The organism is Pseudoalteromonas sp. KG3, from assembly GCF_030436385.1.
In the GTDB taxonomy this organism is placed as follows: Bacteria; Pseudomonadota; Gammaproteobacteria; order Enterobacterales; family Alteromonadaceae; genus Pseudoalteromonas; species Pseudoalteromonas prydzensis.
Genome location: NZ_CP098523.1, coordinates 1,054,882 through 1,079,941 on the forward strand (window position 1 = coordinate 1,054,882; position 25,060 = coordinate 1,079,941).

The 25,060-nt window shown below is 41.6% G+C and carries 23 protein-coding genes; 12 read left to right on the plus strand and 11 right to left on the minus strand.

Going from position 1 to position 25,060, the window contains the following annotated elements; genetic code table 11:
* Window positions 1–41: 41 nt before the first annotated feature.
* Entirely contained in the window at window positions 42–914 is an 873-nt protein-coding gene (locus NDQ71_RS05075) for an MYG1 family protein (RefSeq protein WP_192540757.1), read from the minus strand.
* Between the two features lie 163 nt (window positions 915–1,077).
* Entirely contained in the window at window positions 1,078–2,166 is a 1,089-nt protein-coding gene (locus tag NDQ71_RS05080) for a mechanosensitive ion channel family protein (protein ID WP_192540756.1), read from the minus strand.
* Window positions 2,167–2,344: 178 nt separating this feature from the next.
* Between NDQ71_RS05080 and NDQ71_RS05085 the strand changes: the two genes are divergently transcribed.
* The 3 genes from NDQ71_RS05085 (at window position 2,345) to NDQ71_RS05095 (ending at window position 5,232) form a co-directional block, all read left to right on the plus strand.
* Window positions 2,345–3,325 (plus strand): YihY/virulence factor BrkB family protein, encoded by a 981-nt coding sequence (locus tag NDQ71_RS05085; RefSeq protein WP_192540755.1) that lies wholly within the window; start codon window positions 2,345–2,347, stop codon window positions 3,323–3,325.
* Between the two features lie 71 nt (window positions 3,326–3,396).
* Window positions 3,397–4,239, plus strand: coding sequence for a pirin family protein (locus NDQ71_RS05090; RefSeq protein WP_192540754.1), 843 nt, complete (start codon window positions 3,397–3,399; stop codon window positions 4,237–4,239).
* A gap of 21 nt (window positions 4,240–4,260) precedes the next feature.
* Window positions 4,261–5,232, plus strand: coding sequence for a glutathione S-transferase family protein (locus tag NDQ71_RS05095; protein WP_192540753.1), 972 nt, complete (start codon window positions 4,261–4,263; stop codon window positions 5,230–5,232).
* 75 nt (window positions 5,233–5,307) lie between these two features.
* On the opposite strand, the gene NDQ71_RS05100 is transcribed toward NDQ71_RS05095, so the two are convergent.
* From NDQ71_RS05100 to NDQ71_RS05110, 3 genes are all read right to left on the minus strand, one after another.
* Window positions 5,308–5,883 (minus strand): hypothetical protein, encoded by a 576-nt coding sequence (locus NDQ71_RS05100; protein ID WP_192540752.1) that lies wholly within the window; start codon window positions 5,881–5,883, stop codon window positions 5,308–5,310.
* A gap of 113 nt (window positions 5,884–5,996) precedes the next feature.
* Window positions 5,997–6,986, minus strand: a complete 990-nt coding sequence (locus tag NDQ71_RS05105; protein ID WP_192540751.1) for an RDD family protein — start codon at window positions 6,984–6,986, stop codon at window positions 5,997–5,999.
* Between the two features lie 64 nt (window positions 6,987–7,050).
* Window positions 7,051–7,767 (minus strand): enoyl-CoA hydratase/isomerase family protein, encoded by a 717-nt coding sequence (locus tag NDQ71_RS05110; RefSeq protein ID WP_192540750.1) that lies wholly within the window; start codon window positions 7,765–7,767, stop codon window positions 7,051–7,053.
* Window positions 7,768–7,978: 211 nt separating this feature from the next.
* Here NDQ71_RS05110 and NDQ71_RS05115 point away from each other — a divergent pair, with 211 nt between their 5' ends.
* Window positions 7,979–8,629 (plus strand): NAD(P)H-binding protein, encoded by a 651-nt coding sequence (locus NDQ71_RS05115; RefSeq protein ID WP_064667515.1) that lies wholly within the window; start codon window positions 7,979–7,981, stop codon window positions 8,627–8,629.
* Between the two features lie 118 nt (window positions 8,630–8,747).
* On the opposite strand, the gene NDQ71_RS05120 is transcribed toward NDQ71_RS05115, so the two are convergent.
* Both NDQ71_RS05120 and NDQ71_RS05125 read right to left on the minus strand, forming a co-directional pair.
* Window positions 8,748–11,990, minus strand: a complete 3,243-nt coding sequence (locus NDQ71_RS05120) for a S41 family peptidase (protein ID WP_301562370.1) — start codon at window positions 11,988–11,990, stop codon at window positions 8,748–8,750.
* Window positions 11,991–12,109: 119 nt separating this feature from the next.
* Window positions 12,110–12,826: a hypothetical protein gene (locus NDQ71_RS05125; RefSeq protein WP_301562371.1), complete on the minus strand. Its 717-nt coding sequence runs from the start codon at window positions 12,824–12,826 to the stop codon at window positions 12,110–12,112.
* An 84-nt stretch (window positions 12,827–12,910) separates the two neighbouring features.
* Here NDQ71_RS05125 and NDQ71_RS05130 point away from each other — a divergent pair, with 84 nt between their 5' ends.
* Window positions 12,911–13,438 (plus strand): CIA30 family protein, encoded by a 528-nt coding sequence (locus tag NDQ71_RS05130; protein ID WP_283710485.1) that lies wholly within the window; start codon window positions 12,911–12,913, stop codon window positions 13,436–13,438.
* Here the strand turns inward: NDQ71_RS05130 and NDQ71_RS05135 are convergent.
* Window positions 13,435–13,950: a hypothetical protein gene (locus NDQ71_RS05135; RefSeq protein ID WP_301562372.1), complete on the minus strand. Its 516-nt coding sequence runs from the start codon at window positions 13,948–13,950 to the stop codon at window positions 13,435–13,437. The genes NDQ71_RS05130 and NDQ71_RS05135 overlap by 4 nt on opposite strands.
* Before the next feature lie 357 nt (window positions 13,951–14,307).
* Here NDQ71_RS05135 and NDQ71_RS05140 point away from each other — a divergent pair, with 357 nt between their 5' ends.
* A complete protein-coding gene (locus NDQ71_RS05140; protein ID WP_225736486.1) occupies window positions 14,308–15,747 on the plus strand; it encodes a sugar porter family MFS transporter in 1,440 nt (479 codons plus the stop codon).
* 47 nt (window positions 15,748–15,794) lie between these two features.
* Here the strand turns inward: NDQ71_RS05140 and NDQ71_RS05145 are convergent, their stop codons facing one another.
* The 3 genes from NDQ71_RS05145 to NDQ71_RS05155 all read right to left on the minus strand — a co-directional run bounded on the left by NDQ71_RS05145 (window position 15,795) and on the right by NDQ71_RS05155 (window position 19,221).
* Complete coding sequence (locus NDQ71_RS05145; protein WP_192540746.1) at window positions 15,795–16,271, minus strand: FKBP-type peptidyl-prolyl cis-trans isomerase; 477 nt, start codon at window positions 16,269–16,271, stop codon at window positions 15,795–15,797.
* 2 nt (window positions 16,272–16,273) lie between these two features.
* Window positions 16,274–18,682, minus strand: a complete 2,409-nt coding sequence (locus NDQ71_RS05150; RefSeq protein WP_064667521.1) for a Lon protease family protein — start codon at window positions 18,680–18,682, stop codon at window positions 16,274–16,276.
* A gap of 80 nt (window positions 18,683–18,762) precedes the next feature.
* A complete protein-coding gene (locus NDQ71_RS05155) occupies window positions 18,763–19,221 on the minus strand; it encodes a zinc ribbon-containing protein (RefSeq protein WP_064667522.1) in 459 nt (152 codons plus the stop codon).
* Between the two features lie 185 nt (window positions 19,222–19,406).
* Between NDQ71_RS05155 and leuS the strand changes: the two genes are divergently transcribed.
* From leuS to rlmH, 6 genes are read left to right on the plus strand one after another with little or no spacing between them, the layout of a single operon-like run.
* On the plus strand, window positions 19,407–21,995 hold the full coding sequence (leuS, locus tag NDQ71_RS05160; protein WP_192540745.1) for a leucine--tRNA ligase: 2,589 nt from the start codon (window positions 19,407–19,409) through the stop codon (window positions 21,993–21,995).
* 2 nt (window positions 21,996–21,997) lie between these two features.
* On the plus strand, window positions 21,998–22,492 hold the full coding sequence (gene lptE, locus NDQ71_RS05165; protein ID WP_064667524.1) for an LPS assembly lipoprotein LptE: 495 nt from the start codon (window positions 21,998–22,000) through the stop codon (window positions 22,490–22,492).
* A complete protein-coding gene (gene holA, locus NDQ71_RS05170) occupies window positions 22,492–23,529 on the plus strand; it encodes a DNA polymerase III subunit delta (RefSeq protein ID WP_064667525.1) in 1,038 nt (345 codons plus the stop codon). Before lptE ends, holA begins: the two co-directional genes overlap by 1 nt.
* A 16-nt stretch (window positions 23,530–23,545) precedes the next feature.
* Window positions 23,546–24,181, plus strand: coding sequence for a nicotinate-nucleotide adenylyltransferase (gene nadD, locus NDQ71_RS05175; RefSeq protein WP_301562654.1), 636 nt, complete (start codon window positions 23,546–23,548; stop codon window positions 24,179–24,181).
* Between the two features lie 53 nt (window positions 24,182–24,234).
* On the plus strand, window positions 24,235–24,552 hold the full coding sequence (gene rsfS / locus NDQ71_RS05180) for a ribosome silencing factor (protein WP_064667527.1): 318 nt from the start codon (window positions 24,235–24,237) through the stop codon (window positions 24,550–24,552).
* A 36-nt stretch (window positions 24,553–24,588) separates the two neighbouring features.
* Entirely contained in the window at window positions 24,589–25,059 is a 471-nt protein-coding gene (gene rlmH / locus NDQ71_RS05185) for a 23S rRNA (pseudouridine(1915)-N(3))-methyltransferase RlmH (RefSeq protein WP_182718128.1), read from the plus strand.
* Window position 25,060: the final 1 nt, after the last annotated feature.

Sequence of the window (25,060 nt, forward strand, 5' to 3'; positions counted from 1 at the left end):
ATGGGGAAGCCTGCGAGTGCTTCCCCATTTTTCAAACCATTTTATTGGTCTTGCAACGCCATTGCAGCCAGTTTCATGGTACTTGCAAATGATTCTGCTCCTGCGATAAACAAACCATTATGGCAAAACATTGCATCATCAATACCCGTTTCAGTTTGAAACTCTTTATCGGATAAACCCGCCCATGCTTTTGGCAATGATTTTCGATCTTCGAATGAGCCAGGCTCCACTGGCACAGTTTGCAAAATCCATTTACCTGAGTGCGATGGGTAAACCATATACAGCGCTTGTTGCGATAACGCATGCACTGTTTTTTTCCACGGTGTATATTGTTCTAACACAATAACGCGAGGATCGTCTGCGTTTTCAATCGCTTTTGCTACAATGGCTTTGGCATTGATACTGCCACTGGCCGAGGCTATAAAGCGCGATAAAATGCGCATTGCAAATTCAACCGCTTCGTCAAAACAGCGATCAAACTCACTTGCTTCTTGCCACGTTGGGTTAAACATAGAAATAGTTTGGCTTAAACTGATCCCTTGTGACACCCCTTCAACGTGACCACAATCAATAGCATCAATGGTAGATACTAAAGAGGAATCAACAGCATTAACGATATTTTCATCGCCATGGCACAGTTGTAAGCCATATTTCTGCCAAACTAAACCGAATGACGAATAAGGAATGCCATTTTCACGTGCGCCCGCGCCACCACGTTGATGGTGATCAAAGCGCCCTGCTGCTGGATCATATTCACCGCCTACATCAATCACAATATCAGCTTGCGCTATCAACTGCGTATCGCGAGTACGCACAAGCTTAAAATCAGGAAGAACTAGCCTAAGTGCTGCGATACTAAACACATCATCCGCGTGAAAATTACCATTGTGGGTTACTACTGTTAAATCATTCATATATTTAGTGTCATTTTGAAAAGGGGTAAGAAGACGGCGTAATTAAGCTATACCCGTAAAGCACCGAGCTTGCCTGAAATTACCAGCACAGCAGTATACGCTATCTACGCGACGCCCACAAAACAGCACTGTCTTTTTCGCAAAAAATTCATAATAGTAAGGGTTATATAATATTATTGCCTTGCTCTGGATCACGTGAGCTATCAGCTTGCTCTCGAATTTCATCGGCATCACTGCTGACATCATCAATATCGGTGTGAGTGGCTGCTAGCTTGGTTTTTTTCTCAGCAGAGGCAGGCTGAAGTTGCTGCTCTTGTGGTTGCTCGGCACTTGGAGCATTTAAGATAATACGCTCTCGTGCATCATCAGGCATACTAATACCATGCTCAGTAAAATTGTTAACCATTTCTCGCATTAACTGTGATGCTACTTTAACAGGACTGTGTTGCTCACTGTTAACCCAAAAATAAATGATTAAATTGATGGTCGATGAACCCAATTCATCCAGTAACACTTGCGGGGCAGGATCATTTAACACGGCCTCTTGTTGGCTCATTAAACTAACGGCAAGTTGTTGCGTCGCACGTATGTCGTTATCGTAGCCTATACCTAACTTAAAATGGCCGCGCATTTTTGGGTTTGCAGTCAGGTTTTTAATCACATTCTTATACACTGTCGCATTCGGTATTTGAATATGATTGCCATCAAAATCAACTAAAGTGGTGGCACGTGCAGTTACTTTTTTAACCACGCCTAAGCGATTATCAACTTCAATCACATCATCAATACGAAAAGGTCGCTGTACGCTCAACAGCATACTTGATATAAAATTCTCAGCAATATCTCGAAATGCAAAGCCTAAAATCAAACCCACCAAGCCAGTGCCACTCATCACCGCCACGGCAAACTCACTTAAGCCCGCTAACCTTAGGAATAGATAAACACCAAATAAAATAATCACAATACTAATGAAGCGACGAGTGACAACATGCAATAACCGGCTTTCACTGACATAACTGATGGGCTTAACAAATAAATAAGACAGCGGCCTGGCAATAAAATAACACACGACTATTGCGACAACTCCCAAAGTTAGAGCAGGTAACATTTGCCAAGCACTTTGTAAAAAGTGCGCAATCTGAACATTTATAGCTTGCCAAGAAACAGGATCGACAACGGCGGGGTCAGCTTCAACCCGGAGTGATGATAGTAAATTAAACAATTGATTTTTAATCATATTAGTGATTTCCATATACATACGTGAATCTGGCAGTGCTAATTAATATTATTCCTAACACTGCAAATAAAGCGCCAATTTAAGCTGGCAAGCACCTTGCAGTTAAATTCATTAATAGATAAGTATTTAACTGCAAATAAGACACTCAACCTGAACTCTGGTTACTTAATAATAAAGCTAAGTAAGGAATATAATGGCACATAAACAGCGTGGCTTTACGGCCAATAAGCCTACAGACATCCCACTACTTGGTTGGTGGGATATTTGTAAGCGGGTTTACCACAGCCTGTCACAAGACAACTTATCGTTTGTTGCCGCAGGTGTCGCCTTCTATGCATTACTGGCTATTTTCCCTGCTCTGGCTGCCTGCGTATCAGTGTATGCTTATTTAACTTCTCCAGCGGATATCAGTGAACACATTAGTAAATTCATTACCTTATTACCACCAAGCAGCCGCGAAATCCTTATGCAACAAGTTCTTGAGGTCACTCAGCAATCACAAAAAGTATTGAGTGTTAGTGCTATAGGTACGCTTCTACTAACGGTATGGAGTAGCAGTAAAGGCTGTCAGGCGTTGATCACCGCTTGTAACATTACTTATCATGAACATAACAAAAGACAGTTTTTTAAAGCGCTATTAATACGCTTTTTATTCTCTCTTGGCGCTATCTTTGTTGCGGTGGTCGCATTGCTGATCATTGGTATCTTGCCTATCGTACTCAATATTGTAGGCCTCAAAAACAGTATCGATTTCGTGATCAAATTACTCACTTGGCCATTATTGGCTGCCACCTTTCATTTTGCATTAGCATTTGTTTATCGTTATGCACCACATAGAAAGCCGGCCAAATGGCGTTGGGTTACAACGGGTTCAATCATGGCCACAGGGCTGTGGATCATTGCATCATTAGGGTTTTCATATTACGTGTCACAATTTGCTTCATACAATGAAACATATGGCTCTCTGGGTGGCGTGGTGATCATGCTGATGTGGCTGTATATCAGCGCCTATATTATTATTTTTGGCGCAGCCATCAATGCCAGTACTGAACAACAAACCATGCTTGATAGCACCATAGGCCCTGCCCGTGAATCTGGTCAACGTGGCGCCTTTGTAGCCGATCACTTAACTAAGCAACAACAGCGTGAGCATTCTTCTAAAACGAATGAATAGTGCTATTTTTACCCATGGTTGTTTAATTTAAATGTGTTTAAATAAGCATATACACGATTCGGAGCGCAATAATGAAAGTAATTAAACAACTCAATAGCCATGCAACCCAAGATGGTGATGGCGTAAACATCAGCCGCATTCCAGGCTTTGATGGTAAACATTTAGATCCCTTTTTAATGATCGACGAATTAAAATCCGATGACCACAGTGATTTTATGGGTGGCTTTCCGGCGCACCCGCATCGAGGAATAGAAACGTTTACCTATATTATAAAAGGTGGTTTTGAGCACCAAGACCAAATGGGTAATAAAAAAGCGATTCGCGCAGGTGATGTGCAATGGATGAGCACCGGTTTTGGCGTTATTCACAGCGAAATGCCGCTTGCAGATGCGATCGAGGGCATGCACGGTTTCCAAATTTGGCTCAATATGCCAAGCACTGAAAAGCTCAGACCACCAAAGTATCAAGATACTACCGAGCACCCTGCGCCTGAGCATAAAAATAGCCAAGGTGCTGTACTAAAAGCGCTGGCTGGCAGTTGGCAATTTGACCAGCAGGAGCAAGTTTCAAGCCTGCAAGAGCTGGCAGCCAATGGCATGTTGGCAGATGTAACAGTGCCTGCAGGGGCTGAGTTTACTCACCCGCCGCTTAGCCAAACTAAGGTGATGATTTATATTCACAGCGGCTCAATCAACACCGACCAAGGTGGCCCTGTTATGGCGGGTAGCTTACTGATTTTAGAGCCTGGCAGTGACATTAAATTTAATTCTCAAACCGGCGCGGGGGTACTTATTTTAGCCGGTAACCCACTGAATGAACCGATAGCTCACATGGGGCCGTTTGTGATGAATACGCAAGCGCAACTACGAGAAACAATTAGTGATTATCAAAGCGGTAAATTTGGTACCTTTTAAAACAAAATACAGGAGTCAATTATGGGATTACTAGTCGACGGTAAATGGCAAGACAAGTGGTACGATACCGACAAAAGTGACGGTGAGTTTAAACGCGAGTCTGCACAATTACGTAACTGGGTAACCGAAGATGGCAGCGCAGGCGCAACGGGTGAAGCTGGTTTTAAGGCTGAAAAAGGCCGTTACCACTTATATGTTTCGCTAGCTTGCCCATGGGCGCATCGCACCTTGATTTTCAGAAAATTAAAAGGCCTTGAAGACTACATTGATGTATCGGTCGTAAGCCCAGATATGCTTGATAACGGGTGGACATTTGATAAAAGTAATCACAGTACTGGGGATGCGTTATTTGATAAACAATTTATGCATCAAATTTATACCCAAAATAAAGCTGATTATTCAGGCCGAGTGACCATACCCGTTTTATGGGATAAGCAGCAAAATAAAATTGTGAGCAATGAATCAGCAGAAATCATTCGCATGTTTAATAGCGCGTTTAATCATTTAACAGGCAATGAGCTCGACTTTTACCCCGCTCACTTGCAGGCTCAAATTGATGAAATAAATGAGCTGGTATACAACAACATTAATAACGGTGTATACCGTACAGGGTTTGCAACCACACAAAAAGCCTATGAAGAGGCATTTAATGACTTGTTCAGCGCGCTGGATAAAGTAGAAAGTATTTTACTCAAGCAGCGTTATTTAGTGGGTGACACATTAACTGAAGCAGATTGGCGACTGTTTACCACCTTGATCCGTTTTGATAGCGTGTATGTTGGGCATTTTAAATGTAACCTGCGCACCATCGAATGCTACCCTGCATTAAGTGAGTATTTACGCGAGCTTTATCAAGTTGACGGGGTAAAAGAAACTGTTGATTTTTATCATATTAAACGGCATTACTATTTTAGCCATACTATGATAAACCCAACCCAAGTGGTGCCTAAAGGTCCCAATATAGATTTTTCGCGTCAACATAAACGCGACTAACTGCTGAAACTCGCTATAAATTAACCCCAGCACAATAACTGGGGTTAATCTTACTAATCGCCTTTTTAAACCAACTTACCACTGTATTTCATTGATAATATAGCCAAAATAACTTTGTTCTCCGACTAGGTTTACTCTTTTATCTTTAAGCGTTAATAATTCAGCTTTATCTAAATACCATCTTACTGAATGTGTTTCTTCATTTGCTAAATCGGCAAACTTTAGCTCTACACAGTGCGCTTCATAGTCACTATTACATGTTGTTGCCTCTACTAATAAATATTCTTGCGACCAATAGTCCGCTAAACGGTATTGTGCCCATAACTGTATTGGGATATTGATGAATGTCCAAAAGTAAAAGTAAATAAACACAGGACTAAAAAGCAGCGTAAAATATTTAACTAAGCGTCCCTCAGCAATAAAGTGCTCATCTAAACTTTCCTTCACTTGAGCAAAATTCTTATAACGGCTAAAAAGGTAACCAATCGTCAGCACCGTCAACGAGGGTAAAATCCAGTTGAGGATAAAATTGTAATTAGCATTAGGAATAAATGCGGGATCCTCACTTTCATACCAGATGAGAAAACCGCAAGGCATGAAGCAGGTAAGTAATAATATTAAAATAAGCCAAAAAAGCTGAGGTTTAGCCATAAAAATTTAAAATCCTTATAAATTATGACCTGAGATGGCGTAACATGTGCTTATTATACAAGCTATTGCAGTGAAATTTGAGTAAAACCGTACAACATACGTTTAAAAAAACCTTAATCCTTAATGGCTTCTTCAATTGTGTGCGTATTTACCAGCTGATTTATATTACCTTTTATTACAACGGTTGCAGCTATTTTATCTTGAATTGCTTGGCGGTTTGGATCCCAATAAACTTGTAAAAATCCTAATAAGCCAGTCGCAAACCCTGCTCCATAACCACCGTAGCGGCCAAACGCATCCCATAGACTTAAATATTCACCACTGAGTGCCACTACTCGAATGTCACATATTTTTTTGCCCGGTGTTTGGCCTTGCCAAAGCAGCGAAAATAACGTGAAGTACACTGCAGCCCAGCCAAAGCCAAGGCCTAAATCTTGAATAATGCCCTTGCCCCACTGCAGCACACTATTTGAAGGCTGCGTTTGCGTAATCTCGGGTTCCAGATCTAACGGCTCACCATCAGCTGAAACCATTATTTGCAATAGCACCCGCGTCAGCTGTTGGTTTTCAAATTCCTCTATTTCAGCAAGGCGCGGTACTTGAGCCCGTAAATTAGTCAGTGCCTTGTTTTGGCAGAGTTGGTCGCAATTTTGCGCAGTGTCAGCTAAATACGCTTGGATAAGTTGCTTTTCGTCGATCGCTAAAGGTAGGTCGTTATTAATCTTTATACCTTGCATTTGCACTGCGCTATCGTCCTCAAAAAAATCAATAGCGAGGGAAAGTACGGCCAACGAACTTACAAATAATATACTCGCCGCTGTGACTTTTAGTACTCTACGCCAAAACATCGACATTTTCGGTAGATGCTTTTGCGCTGTGCCTTTATAAAAAGCCATTGCAGCCACAAAGGCAATTAACGCTGCGCTGAGTTTTGCTGCTACAAAAATCAACATTACATCGATTACCATCGCGAGCGCGCGGCGAGTCGGTGAAGCAAGTGGCAACCCCAATAACGCTTGATCAAGCTCAAACGCATAAGGGGTAATAACTTCCCTGCTTTCAGCACGCGTTAACCCTAACTCTTCTATTTGTTCGACTTTCATTTATGCTCTCGTCCTTAAACATTATTCCGCGCTGTTACAGCAGCTTTAACAAATTACTTTTTTATCAAACCATTAAAGCCAAATTATCTATAAAGGGTTTATTTTCTTCATCAATGATTTGAATTATCTGTTTGTGTAAGCGTTTTTTATGCTCGGCAAAAATAGTGCGTTTTTTATCAAACGTGGCCGCAAATGCCATCGCATCGCTAAGTAAGCTTTGCTGATCGGTTGAGGCTTTTTCAATAACGTGATCAATTGCCAGCTCTGCTCCAGATACGCGACGCCCTGTTAGTTTCATTTCGTTAAAGCGGTAGTAAGGCATGGCTTTTTTTACAAAAGCTATCATGCCAGGTAAAAATGGGATTGATAAATCCACTTCAGGGAAGCAAAAAAAGCCGCGATCGCCGCGCATAAATCTAAAGTCACAGGCGCAGGCTAAAATAGCCCCATTACCAAAAGCATGGCCATTAATAGCGGCTATCACTGGCATAGGGAAAAGCAGTAAGGTTTTAAATACATCGTCCATGTCGTACATAAAACCACGTATTTCATCAGCCTTTTTTGCTTGCATAGCAGGTAACAACCAGTCGGTGTCGATGCCTAAACTCCAACACTTCTCATCATTTGAAGTGATCACTAGCGCTTTGTGGTTTTGGTTTGCAGCAACTTCTGCAAGTGTTTGTTTTAGTTGTTTAGCAAACTGTGGATTTTGACGATTTTCACCGTTTGTTAGGGTAATAACTGCAACGCTGTCTTGAGTCGTTAATGTCATAATGCTCATGTAAGTACCTTGATATTTTTATTGTCATTATTTGATAAGGCTCCCCTTTAATCTACTGAGGAAGATTAACTTATAATGCCATGATTAATGTTTAAGTTACTAGCTTTGCTATTTAAAAAATTGCTCTCGTGGAAAACTAATAGATTGTTTTAAAGGTAAATATCCATAACAATGCTTACTCAACTATTTAATCAAACACGGTGAGATACGTATAGGCAAAACCGCAATCGTTATTGGCGCAACAGGCTTAGTCGGCAGCCAATTAGTTAAGCAACTCGTTGACCAAGCACATATCAGCCAAGTAATTACCCTCACTCGCCGCCCTGCACCATACAAAAATGAAAAAGTGATTAATCATGTGGTTGATTTTGATCACTTAGCCCAGCATGCGCAACTGTTTAAAGCAGATATTTTATTTTCATGTTTGGGCACCACCAAAAAAGCCGCGGGCTCTATTGCCGCTCAACGTAAGGTGGATTTTTATTATCAATTAAAAGTCGCTGAGCTTGCTGTAAAACATGGCGTACAACATTATTTGCTCGTGTCCTCCAGTGGTGCAAATGCCAATAGTGGTAACGCCTATTTACAAATGAAAGGTGAACTGGAACAGACGGTTAAAACTTTAGCATTTGATCAAATTAGCATTATTCAGCCATCGTTATTACTTGGCGAGCGTAATAATGAGTTTCGTATTGGTGAAAAGCTAGGCAGTGTATTGTTGCCAATTTTATGTATGCTACCTGGTTTAAGAAAATACCGCCCTATCACGGGCAAACAAGTTGCAGCAAAAATGTGCGCGCTGAGTGCTGAGTCAGGCTCTGGTGTAGCGTATTTTAAATTAGATGAGTTGTTTAAAGATTAAATTAATGAAGTATATTTAATACAATTTTCACTATCCGTTGCGACCTACAAAACTTCAGTGTAAAAAATAGATAAAAAAGCCAGCAAACGCTGGCTTTTTAGTAATAACAATTGACTGATCACTTACCAAACTCGGTTGGTGCCAGTGGCACAACCAATGGTTTTTTCGAGTTCGCGTTTAGTTCTTTAAGTAGCTCTTTAACTGCACGCTCAACCGAAGGATCTTGTCCTGCATGAATAAGCTCTGGACGGTCAATCACTTCAATATCTGGGCTTACGCCTTCATTTTCGATGATCCAATTACCGTCGTTATCGAGTATTCTAAAGGTAGCGGCAATCACAGAGCCACCATCAACAAGACTTGGATTACCTGAGATACCAATTAAGCCACCCCAAGTACGAGTACCAATGAGTTTACCTAAGCCAGCTTGGCGAAAGTAATACGGCAATGCATCACCACCAGAACTTGAGTAGCCATTGATCAACATGGCTTTTGGTCCATCATGCGCAAACTGTGGCGTTTTAGTCGGTTCAACACCACGACGTTTCCAATAATTAAGCGGCTTACGTGCCAGCCAAGTGATCATATGTTCAGGAATAAAACCACCGCCGTTGTAACGATCATCAATGATCATGGCTTCTTTCGTTGTTTGCGGTAAGAAGTTTTTAAACAGTGACCGGTTACCTTCGTAATGAGTATTCGGTAAATGCACATACCCTATTCGGCCATTAGAGAGTTTATCTACATAGTCAGCGCGACTTTGCGTCCATTGTAAATAGCGTAAACCTGTTTCGCTTGCCACTGGTTTAACTGACACTTTCCAGCTATTTTTAACACTTGCTGACTTACTGAGTAATAACTCAACAGGTTTGCCCTGAGTGTTTTCAAGTAACTCATAAAAGTTAACCACCTCTTTTACTGAGCGACCATTAACCGCAATAATATAGTCGCCAACACTTGCGTCAACGCCCGGCTCGTTTAGTGGTGAACGGAAGTTTTCGTGCCAGTTTTCGCCTTTAAAAATGTTCTCAATTTTCACAAAGCCTGATTTATGCGCGCTAATTTCTACGCCTAATAAGCCATGCTGTAAACGAGTAGCCGTTGGCATATCGCCAGAATTGACATAAATATGCCCAGAGTTAATCTCGCCGGCAATTTCGCTTAGCACATAGTCAAGGTCGGCGCGGTGTGCAATTGCATCCGCCATTGGCTGATAACGTTTTAAAATCGCATCCCAATCTTGGCCATGATGATTTTCGTCATAAAACCAATCACGTAATGTCCGCCAGCCTTCGCGGTACATTTGTGCCCACTCAGTTTGTGGATCAATTTTCAGTACCATGTCGTCAAGGTTAAGTTGCGTAGCTTTTAAATCTTGCTTTGTCGCAGGCACAATAACACTGTAGTTATCGCCAGCACGCGCAATAATATGCTCGCTATTTGTTGACACTTTATAGCTACTAACACCACCAGCAACAGTGGCAATCTCGCCATCAACGGCATTGGGGATAAGCTTTAACTCATCGCCAGATAAGGTTAACACCCCATCTTTAACACCGCTTAATACGCCGTAGTTACTAGCGGGCGCATTGAGTGCCACCGCACGCTGCATAAAACCTTTACCATCAATATGATTACTCGGCGCTTTAGATGAGGCCTCGTCTTGCTTGTCCTCCACAATACTGGTTTCATCAGTCAACGGGGCATTCAACGGTTTGATTTTATTGTTTACTGCAACCGCGTAAATTCGCGTGGCATTATTAAACATATAATCAAACTCATAACTGCTAAAAGTTAAGTTAAAGTCCCGCTCAGAGGTAAAATACAATTGTTGACCATCCGGCGAAAACGCAGGGTTTCTCTCACTGCTCATATCGTCAGTCAAGCGAGTCAGGTCTTTTTCTTTGATATTGTAATGCCACAGTGATGCATAACGGTTCTCGTTATTTTTAACAAACACAATATCTTCACTATTTGGTGACCAAATATAGGTGGTTAAACCGTCTTCTTCATACTTTGCGGTATCAATTTTATGCTGCTTGCCGGTTTTTATATCAAGCCACCATAAGCTGTGATTTAGATCGGCAAACATTAATTTTTTATTATCTGGAGACCAAACTGGCTCAAAACGCCAAATAGTGCCATTACTGGTCAGTTGTTTTACCTTGTTGTTATTGGCTCGGTCTTGGATATAAATTTCGTATTCGCCGCTTTCATCGCTCATATATGCCACATAGCGACCGTTTGGCGACCAAGAAGCTGCTATCTCTCGTCCTTTTGGCGTCTGGCTTAAATTACGGGTTGGGCCATTTTTAACAGGCACTGAAAACAACTCTCCACGGGCACTAAATAACACGCGTTTGCCATCGTGAGATACATCCATTGAATCAATAAAACCGGCTACATTTTTGCTATAAGGCATAGTGTATTCACGGTTACCCTGCACATTAATAGTCAGTTTTTGTGTTTGTCCAGTGGCATCATCAAAGCGATATAAATAACCGCCATTTTCATACACTATGGCATCAGGCCCTGCCGATGGCCAAAGTACATCAAACTCGCTGTGGTTAGTGACTTTTACAGGCGCTTTACCGTCTTGGTGTTTATATAAGTTTAAGGTGTATTCTTTATCAGAAACATAGTAAATGTTGTCGTGCACCCAGGTCGGTTGCTGCTCAGTAGCAGGACCACTGGTTAGTTGTTTTGAGGTATTATTTTCTAAGTTATAAATCCAGACATCTTGCGCACGACCACCACGGCTGCGTTTCCAAGTACGAAACTCGCGGTCAATGGGGGTGTATAAATACTGCTTGCCATCAGGCGATAGCATGCCGCCGCCCGTTTCAGGTATGGCCAATGGCTGCTCTAAGCCACCATCAGCAGGCACCATGTAAGGACGTCCGACACGCTTACCGTATGGTGTCCGATTAGCTCTGAATACGATATGCTTACCGTCTGGCGTCCAATCAAGCACACGATAGTCAAATCCGCCACGCGGTGGCATCACACCCACATCATTGTAGTAAGTTAACTGTTTTAGCTGTGAGCCGTCGCGGTTCATTACATACACTTGGCGGCTGCCATTGTATTGCGCTGAAAAAGCAATTTTACTGCCATCAGGAGAAAATTTCGGGAAGGTTTCAAAACCAATATGATCAGTTAAGCGCGTGCTGTTACCTGTTGTTATATCTGCGATATAAATATCACCGGCATACACAAAGGTGACTGATTCTTTATGAATATCAGGGAAACGCAATAAGCGCGTGTCGTGTGTTTCGTAAGCTAGAGCCACCGATGAGATTGCCGGTGACACTGCTACTGCTATTGCGGTTAAAAAAGTACGTAATTTCAACTTAACCATCCTTATGTTGTTATTTTATATCATCATAACAACATAAAAATGGATTGCAGCTTTGTTCGACAAATTACTGTAACAGAGTGTAAATAACGTTCATGAGCAATAACAGTTAGCCGCTATATTTAGCCTACTTTAGGTAGCTGCCTTTTATCAATCACTTTAAATGTAGTTAAATCAACGAGCATTGAAAACACGTCAGCATTATCGATAAACAACATAAACATATCACCTTGTTCATTAACAGTGTACTCAAGAATGCGGTCGTAGCCTGTGAGAACCTCGCTATAGCCACTGCCATCAATTTTGCTTAACGCAAAAGTGCTTTTATCTTCGTTGCTTAAAAGGCCGTCGTTATTTGTGTCGTTTTTAATAACATGGTAGGCAATACCCGCCGCTTTTGACTGCGAATCAAATTCAGATAAATACAATGGAGAAATATCAGTAATCAACTGATCTGTCGTATCAAAAAGCCAATTTGCATAGTTTGTTTTACCATTGATAAACATCACATTTTTTGAGCGTGTTGGCTTGTATTTCGAAGAGAACATTGCACGAACCTCCGCTTCAGCTTGAATGCTTGCTTCAACCGTTAACTTTTCAGACTCAAGCTCTATATAATAAAAGTCCGTTTCTCCTACTCTTCGCGGGTAGCCCAAACGCCACTTTTCTTCTTCGTTCTTATCATCTGCTAAATTTAATGCCGGTGGCTCAACGTCGTTATCATTAAATACTGTTGTAACAAGTTGGACTGAAATTAACGCAGTAGCAATTAAAACCCCGACTAATAAAATAATTCCATTTAAGTTCCATACCCATTTAAAAAATTTATCTGAATTCATGCTTTCCCTATTAAAAAAATGATCAATTTATCTAAACATACGTATTATTGAGCTTATCTATAAAACAAAGCTTTGCGATAAAAAATGAAAACAAACCCTACAACTAGTTTGCTGTTACTATCAGGTTCCGGCGATTTAACTCTGCATTGGCAAATAGTTAATGACTCAGTCATGGGAGGTTTATCGACCAGCCAAGCTTATGAGAAGGATAATAGCTTAATTTTTACAGGCCACGTTTCTCTTGAAAATAATGGGGGCTTTGCTTCAATACGCACAACAATAAACACCAATAAAGAAAACGCCAATCTCATATCTTTACGGTTAAAAGGAGATGGTCAAACGTATCAACTTCGCTTAAGAACGAGTCAGTTCCTAGACGGACCAGCGTATACAACCTCATTTGCAACATTAAAAGATCAATGGCAAGTCGTTACATTCTCACCAACTGACTTTAGTCTCACTTACCGTGGTAAAATCTTAGAGCAGCAAGCAACGTTACATTTTAATGATATTCAACAGTTAGGCCTGATGATCGCAAAGAAACAACAAGGTAATTTTAAAATAGAGTTAAAACAAATAGCGTTTACTAATAAAGCAACAGCTGCAGATTAAAGTTTATATTCTTCGTTACCTCGCTTTTTGAGCTCAGTAATAACCATATCCATCATCTGTTGCTTAACTTCTGCTTGCTTAGATTGCAGTTCATTAAGCTGGTGCAGCAAGATATCTACTTGCTCTTGTTGCTGGGATTCTCTGTAGCGCTTGACGCCGGTGTGCTCAGGTTGAATATTTAAACTTTGCTGTACTTTGCTTTGTTCAGGTTTAACCACCTCTGCAGTGCCACTTTCTAGCTGCAGATGGCGTTGGATTGGGTTTTGTTTGAGCTTACTAATTTGCTCTTGCAGCACATTAATCTTTTGCTCTAAATCGTCGTATACTTTTTCTAAGTTTTCATATTGGCCTGCAAAACTGGCATCTTCATCGCTGTATTGTTGTGCTTTGGCATCTAAAAACTCAGACAGCGTATATTTAGGCTCATCATCTTGGGATTGCTGTAATCGCTTATCACTATTCGTTTGAAAGCCCTCAGCTTTAGGCAAATTTATGGCTGGTGATATTTTCATTATTTCATCCTGAAATGGTCCTAATAAAGGTATCGGCATAAAATAAAAAAGCTTAAGCACTATTTCATCAGCCTCATCCATTGCTGTATGACATAACCAACTCCTTAATTACCCAAAGACTAAAAGCGGCTAGTATACCCAAGATGCGGGGTTAGCACCTTGAGATGACTTGGGTATATTGGGCTTTAATAATGAGCGTTTAAATATGTACAAGTAACCAGCATGGTCAAACTTGCGAACTGACAGGTTTACTTGAAGTGCTTAATAATAACTTTAATATTAGTTATGAAAGGGTCAGCTCTGATAAAATCATTTTCAACAATATAATTCGCAACAACAATAATCAGGTATATCACCATGACAACACCTTTATCGTCGGGCAAGATCAATAGCCCGAATCATACTTCACCAACAAGCTGCCATTCTCTACTTTATGTTATATTCATATCTGGCGTTGCAGCAATTGGTGGCTTTTTATTTGGCTTTGACTCCGGAGTTATCAACGGAACGGTGTCGGCACTTGGAAAAACGTTTAACTCAAGCAGTGTAGCAACAGGCTTTAATGTTGCGTCGGTATTACTGGGTTGTGCACTTGGTGCGCTCGCTGCGGGCCCACTTGCTGATAAATTTGGCCGCCGCTCAATCATGATCATCACTGCAGTTATATTTGCCATTAGCGCGTTTGGTTCGGGCATTGCTGACAGCTCCGCAGAATTTATTTTTTATCGTCTATTTGGTGGCTTAGGTATTGGCGCAGCATCGGTGTTAGCGCCCGCTTACATCGCTGAAGTCGCACCGGCGGCTTTACGTGGACGCTTAGCGACGTTGCAACAGTTAGCGATTGTACTTGGCTTATTTGCTGCTTTTTTAAGTAATTACTTGATCGCTTCGGCGGCAAATGGCGCTGAAGGTATTTTTATTCTTGAACTGGCGGCTTGGCGCTGGATGTTTTGGGCTGAGCTAGTCCCTGCGGGATTATTTCTGCTGGGGGTATTATTTATACCTGAGTCGCCGCGTTATTTAGTTGCCCAAGGCCAATTAGATAAAGCCAAAGCGGTATTTGGTAAAATATCCAATGAGGATGCTCAATCACAAATAGACGATGTTAAACAGTCACTGCATGGCGATAAAAAACCGAGTATTCGTGACTTATTTATTGATGGTAAAAAGAAAATACACCCAATCGTGTGGGTCGGTATTGCCTTATCTGTTTTTCAGCAATTTGTGGGCATTAATGTGGTTTTTTATTACGGCTCTGAGCTGTGGCAAGCAGCGGGTTTTGATGAATCGCAATCTTTATTTATCAATGTATTAGCAGGTACTACCAATATTTTATCTACTTTTATTGCAATTGCACTGATAGATAAAGTCGGCAGAAAACCATTATTACTAGTAGGTAGTATTGGTATGTTTATTAGTTTAAGCGCATTGACTTATACCTTTGGTAGCGCAGGCCTCGATGCAGCAGGTAAACTGGCACTAAGTGAAAACATGGGCACGTTCGCACTCATTATGGCGAATCTCTTTGTGGTGTTTTTTGGCTTAAGCTGGGGACCTGTTGTATGGGTACTGTTAGGCGAAATGTTCAATAACCGTATTCGTGGTGCTGCTTTAGCTGTTGCAGCAAGTGCACAATGGCTTGCCAACTTTACCATTACTATGACCTTCCCGATTATGCTCGGTAGTATTGGATTAGCGGGTGCCTATGGGTTTTATGCCTTATCGGCCTTTATTAGCGTATTTTTTATTGTTAAATATATAAAAGAAACACGCGGTATCAAGCTAGAAGCCATGTAAACGGTGTTTAAAATGGCGAATGTATTTATTTCGCCATTTATTTTCAACTAAGACTCTATTTTAAGTAATTCAACTTCAAATATAAGTAACGAGGCAGGAGGTATACTGCCAACTCGCTTTTCGCCATAGGCAAGTTGATGAGGGATGTAAAAAGTAAACTTATCCCCTTCACTCATCAATTGCAGGCCTTCAGTCCAACCTTTTATCACTTGGTGCAAGCCAAAGCTGATCGGGCTATTACGTTCAACTGAACTGTCAAACACAGTGCCATCCACTAAAGTGCCATGGTAATGCACGTTCACCATACTCGTTGGGCTAGGTTTAGTTTCATTGTCACTGCGGTGCACAACTTTATATTGCAGGCCCGATGCCGTCTCAAACACCCCATCAACCTGGCTATTCGCACGCAAAAAATCCGCTTCAATTTGTGCGTTAGCAAGTGCTTGTTGTTTTAATTTCTTACTATTTTTAAAAATTAAAAAACATAAAATGGCGATAATTATCGCCAAAACAATATTGATCATAATCACTCTTTCTCGTGTTCTTTTTCGTCGTTATCGCCATTAACGATATCGGCAATTTCACTTAATCGCGCTAAAGCAATCCCATTGACTGAATTTTCTGGGTATTGTCCGTCTTTAAGTTCACCAGCGGCTATATCCATCAATAAATTAAGCGCTTGGTCAACTGTTTCAACAGCGTAAATATGGAACTTACCTAGCTCTACCGCGTTAAGAATTTCATCATCTAGCACTAAGTTAACTTGGTTCGATTTAGGGATGATGACGCCTTGCTGTGATGTTAAACCACGCATTTTACACAGCTTAAAGAAGCCTTCTATTTTTTCATTCACGCCGCCAATGGCTTGTACATCACCGTGTTGGTTAATTGAGCCGGTCAGCGCGATTGATTGACTGATAGGTAAGCTTGTAATAGCAGAGATCAATGCACAAAGCTCAGCTAGTGATGCGCTGTCACCATCAATGTAACCATAGCTTTGTTCAATGGCGATATTAGCACTGAGCGTTAAACTAAACTGCTGTGCATATTTATTACCTAAATAACCGGTCAGTAGCATGACACCTTTGGAGTGAATGGCTTTGCCGAGTTCGGCTTCGCGCTCAACATCAATTACGCCATCGGCGCCAGCATATACCGTGGCAGTTATGCGTGCCGGTGTACCAAATGACGTATCACCAATGTGCAATACCGTTAGACCGTTAACTTTACCGACCGCATGACCTTCGGTGGCAATTAACGTGTGCCCTTCTTTAATATCACTGAGCATGTTTTCACTTATTTGCCCAGTGCGATATTGCTTACCTTCAATAGCTTCATCAATATGATGCGCATCAATAAGGCTTAGGTTATCTTGTTTGGCATAAAAGCTTGCTTCTGCAACTAACTCTAATACATCGGCAAAACGCGCTGATAATTTATTATGGTGCTCCGCTTGGCGATAACTAAACTTAAGCAGTCGCGCCATCGCAGATTCCGTTAAGCTGCACTTTAGCGTGCCTTCACAATACTCAAGTACTTTAGTGATAAATTGATACTGTAATTTATCACTGCTTGGTAAGTAATAATCAAAATCAGCGAGCACTCTAAATAGCTCAGCAAATTCTTCGTCGTACTCGCCAATGGTGTAATACAATTCACGTGAGCCAAGCAAAATAATTTTCACATCAAGCGGAATTAACTGCGGGCGTAGAGTAAAACTGCTGCCAACGGCACTGTCTTGATAGGGTAAATCATTTTTAATTTGGTGGGTTTTCAGCGATAGCTTTAAACCATCCCACACTTGCGGGTTAGCCATCACTTTTTCGGCGTCCATGATCAAATAACCACCATTCGCACGATGCAATGCACCAGGCTGAATTGAGCGGTAACTGGTGATCAACGAGCCTTGCGACGTCGCATACTCTATTTTGCCAAATATATTGCCAAAGGTCGGATTTGGCTCGTATACCACAGGTGCGGCATCACCTTCTTTAAACTCAACTAAAATATTAGGCGCAAAAAAATCAGTCAACATACCTTTACGGTCAAAGTCTTCTTTGTTTTCGTCGCTGACATCTTCGTCATCAAGCCACTCAAGCACCGCATCGATAATTTCTACGCGAATATCTTTTAAATAACGCAGTACGCCAATATGGGCGGCGTATTTGTGTTCAAGATCTTTAAGTAATGGTTTGGTTGCCAGCTCTGCGGTGGATTTTTTTAAATTGCGCAGTTTTTCAGAAGATTCTCGCTTCCAACGTGGTAACTCAATCAGTGCTTCGATTAATGCATCTTCGAGCTTTTCGATCACTTCGTAAAATTGTTCACGTAATTCATCATCAAGCTCAGCAAATTCAGCATCACTTAACTGTTTGCCATCAATAAGCGGGGCAAACCCCACCACACTTTTTTCTTCTATTAGGGCAACGCTTTGTTCCAAAGCTGCTATTTCAACTTCGGTAATTGCACTATCGTAGGCGTCGTTAAATTCACGATCGATTTTTTTCTTTTTCCGCTGATAGGCTGGATTATCAAACGCTGCCGGAAAGGTATCCAGTACTTCGTCGATAAATGAATCAATGTCATCGGCAAGTTGCTTACTTTGACCTGCTTGCATGAATAACGCGATTGGTTCACGGTGGTCGTCATAATTATTTACGTATAACCATTCGTTTGGTGTTGGCCGACCTTTGCTGTGTGCTTCAAGCTTGTCTTTTACTAATGTAAAACGACCATGAGCGGCCTCGCCCATTACATATACGTTGTAACCAGGTAGTTCCATTCCCAGTGAAAAATCAAGCGCACTTTGTGCACGTTGTTGGCCAATGAAGGTCAGCGTTTCTGGGTATGGATTGTTCATGCACGTTTGCACATGATTAAGTGAAATTGTCGGCGCAAGGGCCGACACAGATAATGGCAGCAGTTTTTTCGTCATTCTAACTTCTTTTTATACCAACATATTCGTTGATGTTAGGGTGGTGTCAGCGCACATAAAACGCACTGCTCACTATGTATTTATGGTTGTAATGCCTTGCGGCTAAAGTAAATACCACCACATTCAGAGCAAGCTGTAATTTGCGTTGCGTGGTAAATATCATAACTATGTTGGCAATTCTTACATACTAATGTGCCCATGGCTATCCATTCACCTTGGTGATAAACCCCATTGTGCTTAAAATCTTGATTTAATGCGTGCCACTCCAGTTGAGTTTTGTCTTCAATGTGCGACAGCTCAAACCACAAAGACTCTTTAAGTTCTTGCCATGCAAGAGAATCATAGTGTTGATCATGCTCTTGGATATGGTCAATATCACGCTTTAAATATTCTCGGTATAAAGTTAGTTTTTCTTGCCCTAAATCTTTGAGGGCCTGCTCAGATTCAATGAACTTGTCCATTGCATCCTTGAGCTCATGTTCTTTTACATCTTTTAACCATGTACTCAAGTCTGTTAACCACGTTTTATAATCAGCCATTGTGTGCTCCTAGAAAAATGATGAAAAATCAACACTCAGATTAGATCAGTATAGGTTAACCTGCCCTGAAAACTAATTTAGTTGCGAATTTATAAAAAGCGCCAATTTGGCGCTGTGAATAGCGCTTTTTTTGGGGTATCCTATCGACAATTTTTTATTAGTTTGCAAGAAGTCTGGAATCGTAGATGCAAGAGCAATATAACCCACAAGACATAGAGTCAAAAGTCCAAGCCTACTGGGAAGAAAACCAAGTATTTAAAGCCACTGAAGATGAGAGCAAAGAAAAGTATTATTGCCTTTCTATGTTCCCTTACCCAAGCGGCCGACTCCACATGGGTCATGTTCGTAACTACACTATCGGTGATGTTGTTTCTCGCTTCCAACGTTTACAAGGCAAAAACGTCATGCAACCTATGGGTTGGGATGCGTTTGGCTTACCAGCTGAAAATGCTGCAATTAAAAACAAAACAGCACCAGCAAAATGGACCTACGAAAACATTGATTACATGCGTACCCAACTTAAGCAATTAGGTTTTGGTTATGACTGGGATCGTGAAATTGCGACCTGCCACCCAGATTACTACAAATGGGAACAATGGTTTTTCACTAAGCTGTATGAAAAAGGCCTAGTGTACAAAAAAATGTCTACGGTAAACTGGGATCCGGTGGATCAAACAGTACTGGCTAATGAGCAAGTAATTGATGGCCGCGGTTGGCGCTCTGGCGCTGTGGTTGAACAAAAAGAAATTCCACAATGGTTTATTAAAATCACCGACTACGCGCAAGAGCTACTAGATGACTTAGACAAACTTGAAGATTGGCCTGAGCAAGTTAAAACCATGCAACGTAACTGGATTGGCCGCTCTGAAGGGCTAGATATCGAGTTTACTCGCACAGATAACAACGAAAAATTCAGCGTGTACACAACACGTCCTGATACTTTCATGGGTGTGACATACCTTGCAGTTGCCGGAGCCCATCCTATCGCGCAAGAAGCGGCTAAAAACAGCGATGCAGTAGCACGCTTTGTTGAAGAATGTAAAAACACCAAAGTTGCTGAAGCTGACATGGCAACCATGGAGAAAAAAGGCATTGCGACTGGCTTTTATGCTACTCACCCATTAACTGGCGAGCAAGTACCAATCTGGGTTGCAAACTTTGTATTGATGCATTACGGCTCAGGTGCGGTTATGGCAGTACCTGCCCATGACCAACGTGACTATGAATTTGCGACCGCTTACGGTTTAGATATCAAACAAGTGATTGCTCCTGCTGCAGGCTCAGAGCTTGAAGTTAATTTAAAAGATGAAGCATTCACTGAAAAAGGCGTATTAGTAAATTCAGGTGAATTTGATGGCCTTGCTTTCGACGACGCATTTAATGCTGTTGCCGATAAGTTAGAAGCACTTGGTGTGGGTGAACGTAAGGTAAACTTCCGTCTGCGTGACTGGGGTGTTAGCCGCCAGCGTTATTGGGGCTCACCAATCCCAATGTTAAGCGATGAAGACGGTAATGAACTTGCAGCCACTGAAGATATGCTACCAGTACGCTTGCCAGAAGACGTGGTAATGAACGGTGTAACCTCACCAATTAAAGCAGACCCACAGTGGGCTAAAACCACTGTAAACGGTGCTCCTGCGTTTCATGAAACCGATACCTTTGACACCTTTATGGAGTCATCGTGGTACTATGCTCGTTACTGTAGCCCTCGCCATGACGAAGGCATGCTTGATCCAGCAGCTGCAAACTACTGGTTACCAGTAAACCAATACATCGGTGGTATTGAACACGCAATTTTACACTTATTGTATTCACGCTTTTTCCATAAATTATTACGTGACTTTGGCTTAGTAAACTCAGATGAGCCATTTGAGCGCTTACTATGCCAAGGTATGGTACTTGCTGAAACTTTCTACCGTAAAGATGAAAAAGGTGGCGATATTTGGATTTCACCAAGTGATGTTGAAACCGAAACTGACGACAAAGGCCGCGTAACTAAAGCATGGCATAAAACCGATGGTGAACCTGTGTTCTCATCTGGCATGAGCAAAATGTCAAAGTCGAAAAATAACGGTATCGACCCGCAACAAGTTATCGCTCAATACGGCGCAGATACAGTACGTTTATTTATGATGTTTACCGCGCCACCAGAGCAAACCCTTGAATGGTCTGACTCAGGTGTAGAAGGCGCACATCGTTTCATTAAACGTATTTGGAAATACGCAGTTGACGTAAACATGGTTGGCTTCCAAGCGCTTGATAAAGCAGCCTTGAACAATGAGCAAAAAGTGTTACGTCGTGAGCTACACAAAGCCATTGCTAAAGTGACAGATGATGTTGAACGTCGTCAAACATTTAACACGGCAATTGCAGCAATCATGGAAATCTCTAACAAATTGTTAAAAGCCCCTTTAGCTGACAAGCAAGATGTTGCGATTGCCAATGAAGCACTGGAAGCATTGTTAATTATGCTTGCCCCAATTACCCCGCATTTGTCACATCAATTATGGCAAGAGCTTGGTAAAGAAGGTGATATTTTAGATGCGTCTTGGCCTGTGGTAGATGAGTCAGCTCTTGTTGAAGATGAAAAACTAATCATCGTACAAGTTAACGGTAAGCTACGCGCTAAATTAACTGTGTCAGCCGATGCAACTAAAGAGCAAGTTGAAGCGCTTGCCTTTGCTGAAGCCAATGTTACTAAGTTCACTGATGGCGTTACTATCCGCAAGGTTATTTACGTACCAGGTAAACTACTTAACGTGGTAGCTAACTAATTATGGCTGCTATTCGTGCCATTAAAAACGGACTAGCCTTAGCGCTAGTCTGTTTTTTATTATCAAGCTGTGGCTTTCATCTTAAAAAAGCATCAAGCCTGCCTGATGATTTAACCACCCTAACGTTAAGCGGTGATGATGAGAAATCAGCGTTATTCGCGATGCTTGAAAAAGAACTCACATTAAGCAAAGTAGAGTTACTCGACACGCCGAAGAAAAACATAGCGCAACTGTATTTATATAAAGATCGTTTAGAGCGTCAAACACTGTCATTATTTAAAAATGGCCAAGTTGCTGAATACGAGCTAGCTTATAGTGTCCGTTACCTACTCAAGCGCCCAGGTAAAGATGCCGTTGAGCAAAGTTTTGAGTTGTATCGTAATTACCAAGACGATCCTGATAACGCACTTGCTAAAGCGAAAGAGTTAGAACTATTACTTAATGAAATTCGTATGCAAGCCAGCCGTCGTATCACCAGAGAGCTGTCGCAACTGTAATGCGCTGTTATGCGAATCAATTACCTAATGAATTAAAAAAAGGCTTACAGCCTTTTTATTTAGTGTTTGGTGAAGAACCCTTTCAAGTGGCGCAATGCGCCCAGCAAATTCGCCAAACAGCTAAACAGCAAGGTTTTGATGAAGTCGTTAAATTGACTTTAATGCCGGGCTTTGATTGGCAAGAACTGATAGCTCAATATCAGAGTATGTCGTTATTCAGTGCCCGTACGTTAATCGAGCTGGACCTTAATTTCCAAAAACCAGGAATTGCGGGTAGTCAAACATTCAAGCAATTATTGGATTTGAATAACCCTGATACTGTATTGATAGTTAAAGGGGCCAAAGCAAGCCAAGATATCCAACGCAGCGCGTGGTTTAAGTCACTTGATAAACTGGGTATTTTTGTGCCTTGCTACCCGCTCACCGGTAATCACCTTAGCCGTTGGTTAGACGAGCAATGTCAGCGTTTGCAAATAAATATGCAAAACGATGCAAAACGTACTTTGATCGATGCCACCGAAGGTAACTTATTAGCTTGCTTTCAAGAACTCGAAAAGCTGTCGTTATTACATGGCACTGCACTGATCGACCAACAGCAAGTATTACAAGGGCTTTTAAATCAAGCCAAGTTTGATATTTTTGATTTAAGTGATGCCTTACTGCAAGGTAATAGCCGCCAAGCCATTAAGGTATTAAACAAACTCGCAGGCGATAATACCGAAGCGGTCAGTATTTTATGGACCATAACTAAAGAAGCAAACACCTTACTTTCCCTACAGTTAGGTTTACAGCAAGGTGAGCAACTAGCGACTTTATTTAAGCAAAACGCGATCTGGAAAAACCAGCAAGGGCCAATCCAACAAGCGCTTAATCGTTTATCAATTGCAACGCTTGAACAAATAACCCAACTTTTGGCCCAATTTGATGCCAGTTATAAGCAAGGTAATTTAGTCAAACCGTATCAAGCACTTGCACATATTTGTTTAGTATTTTGCCAACCATTGGCGTTTCCTTTGCCTGCGCATCCGCTCAACTAATTATTAGGCGTTTATGATGATTGCACTGTTTGGTGGGACTTTCGACCCCGTTCATTTAGGCCATATCAATATGGCTAAGCATTGTGTCGAGCATTTTAATTTAACAAGTTTATACTTTATGCCCTGTGCAATCCCAGCTCATAAAGCAGCACCAGGAATAAGCACGCAACACCGCGTTGCGATGCTCAATGCTGCCATTGCACCTTACCCTTATTTTCAGCTCGATTTACGCGAGCTGCACCGCAGCGGCCCTTCTTATTCACTGTTAAGTTTGCAAGAACTGCGTGTGCAATATCCTCAGCAGCCAATCTTGTTCTTAATTGGCATGGATTCATTTAATAACTTAGATAAGTGGTATCAGTGGCAAACAATTACTCAGCTGTGCCATATTGTGGTATTTCAGCGTCCAGGTCTTAAGTGCAGTGCCCGTGGTGAATTAAAAGCCTATCAACAAGCAGCCGAATGTAGCGATAGCACAGAGCTTGCAGCACATACTGGCGGCAAATTATACTTTTTAACTGGCGAAGAACTCGCCATTGCCTCTAGCGATATTCGTGATGCGATAAAAAAGGGTATAAATTACAATGAACTTCTACCCAGTGCCGTGGGTCAGTATATTCAATCACAGCAACTTTATCTAAGTGATGAATAAATACTGGTTGCGTGATAAAATAACAGCTATTCACTTTTAAATGAGATAACACCTTGGATACGAAACAACTACTTGCCTTTGCAATAGACAAAATTGACGATATGAAAGCACGTGATGTGGTTAATATTGATGTAACTGCAAGCTCAGACATCACCGACTTTATGGTGGTATGCTCTGGCACGTCAAAGCGTCATGTATTATCAATTGCAGACCATTTAGCAAAAGAAGCTCGTCACGCAGGTCAAGAACCGCTTGGTTATGAAGGCCAAACAGATGGTGAATGGGCACTGGTTGATTTAGGCGATGTAATCGTACACGTAATGCAAGATCAAGCACGTAGCTATTACGACCTCGAAAAACTATGGAGCTAATTGCTCACTAATTTTATTAGAGCTTGGATGTAATACGTGAAAATACAGATGATTGCCGTTGGCACCAAAATGCCAGCGTGGGTAGAAACGGGTTTTGCTGAGTATCAGCGTCGCTTTCCAAAAGATATGGCGCTGGAGTTAATTGAAATTCCCGCAGGCAAACGTGGTAAAAATGCAGATATCAAACGAATCTTGCATATTGAAGGTGAAAAAACCTTAGCCGCAATCCCTAAAGGCAATCGTATTGTGACGCTTGAGGTAACAGGCAAAGCGCTTGATACTCACCAATTAGCAAAAGACATGGAAAAGTGGCAACTGGATGGCCGCGATGTCAGTTTGCTAATTGGCGGCCCTGAAGGTTTAGCACCAGAGTGCATAGCAGCTTCAGAACAAAAATGGTCACTATCAAATTTGACCCTGCCCCATCCATTGGTGCGTATTATTGTTGCTGAAAGCCTTTACAGAGGCTGGAGCTTAAACAATAACCACCCGTATCATCGCGAGTAAC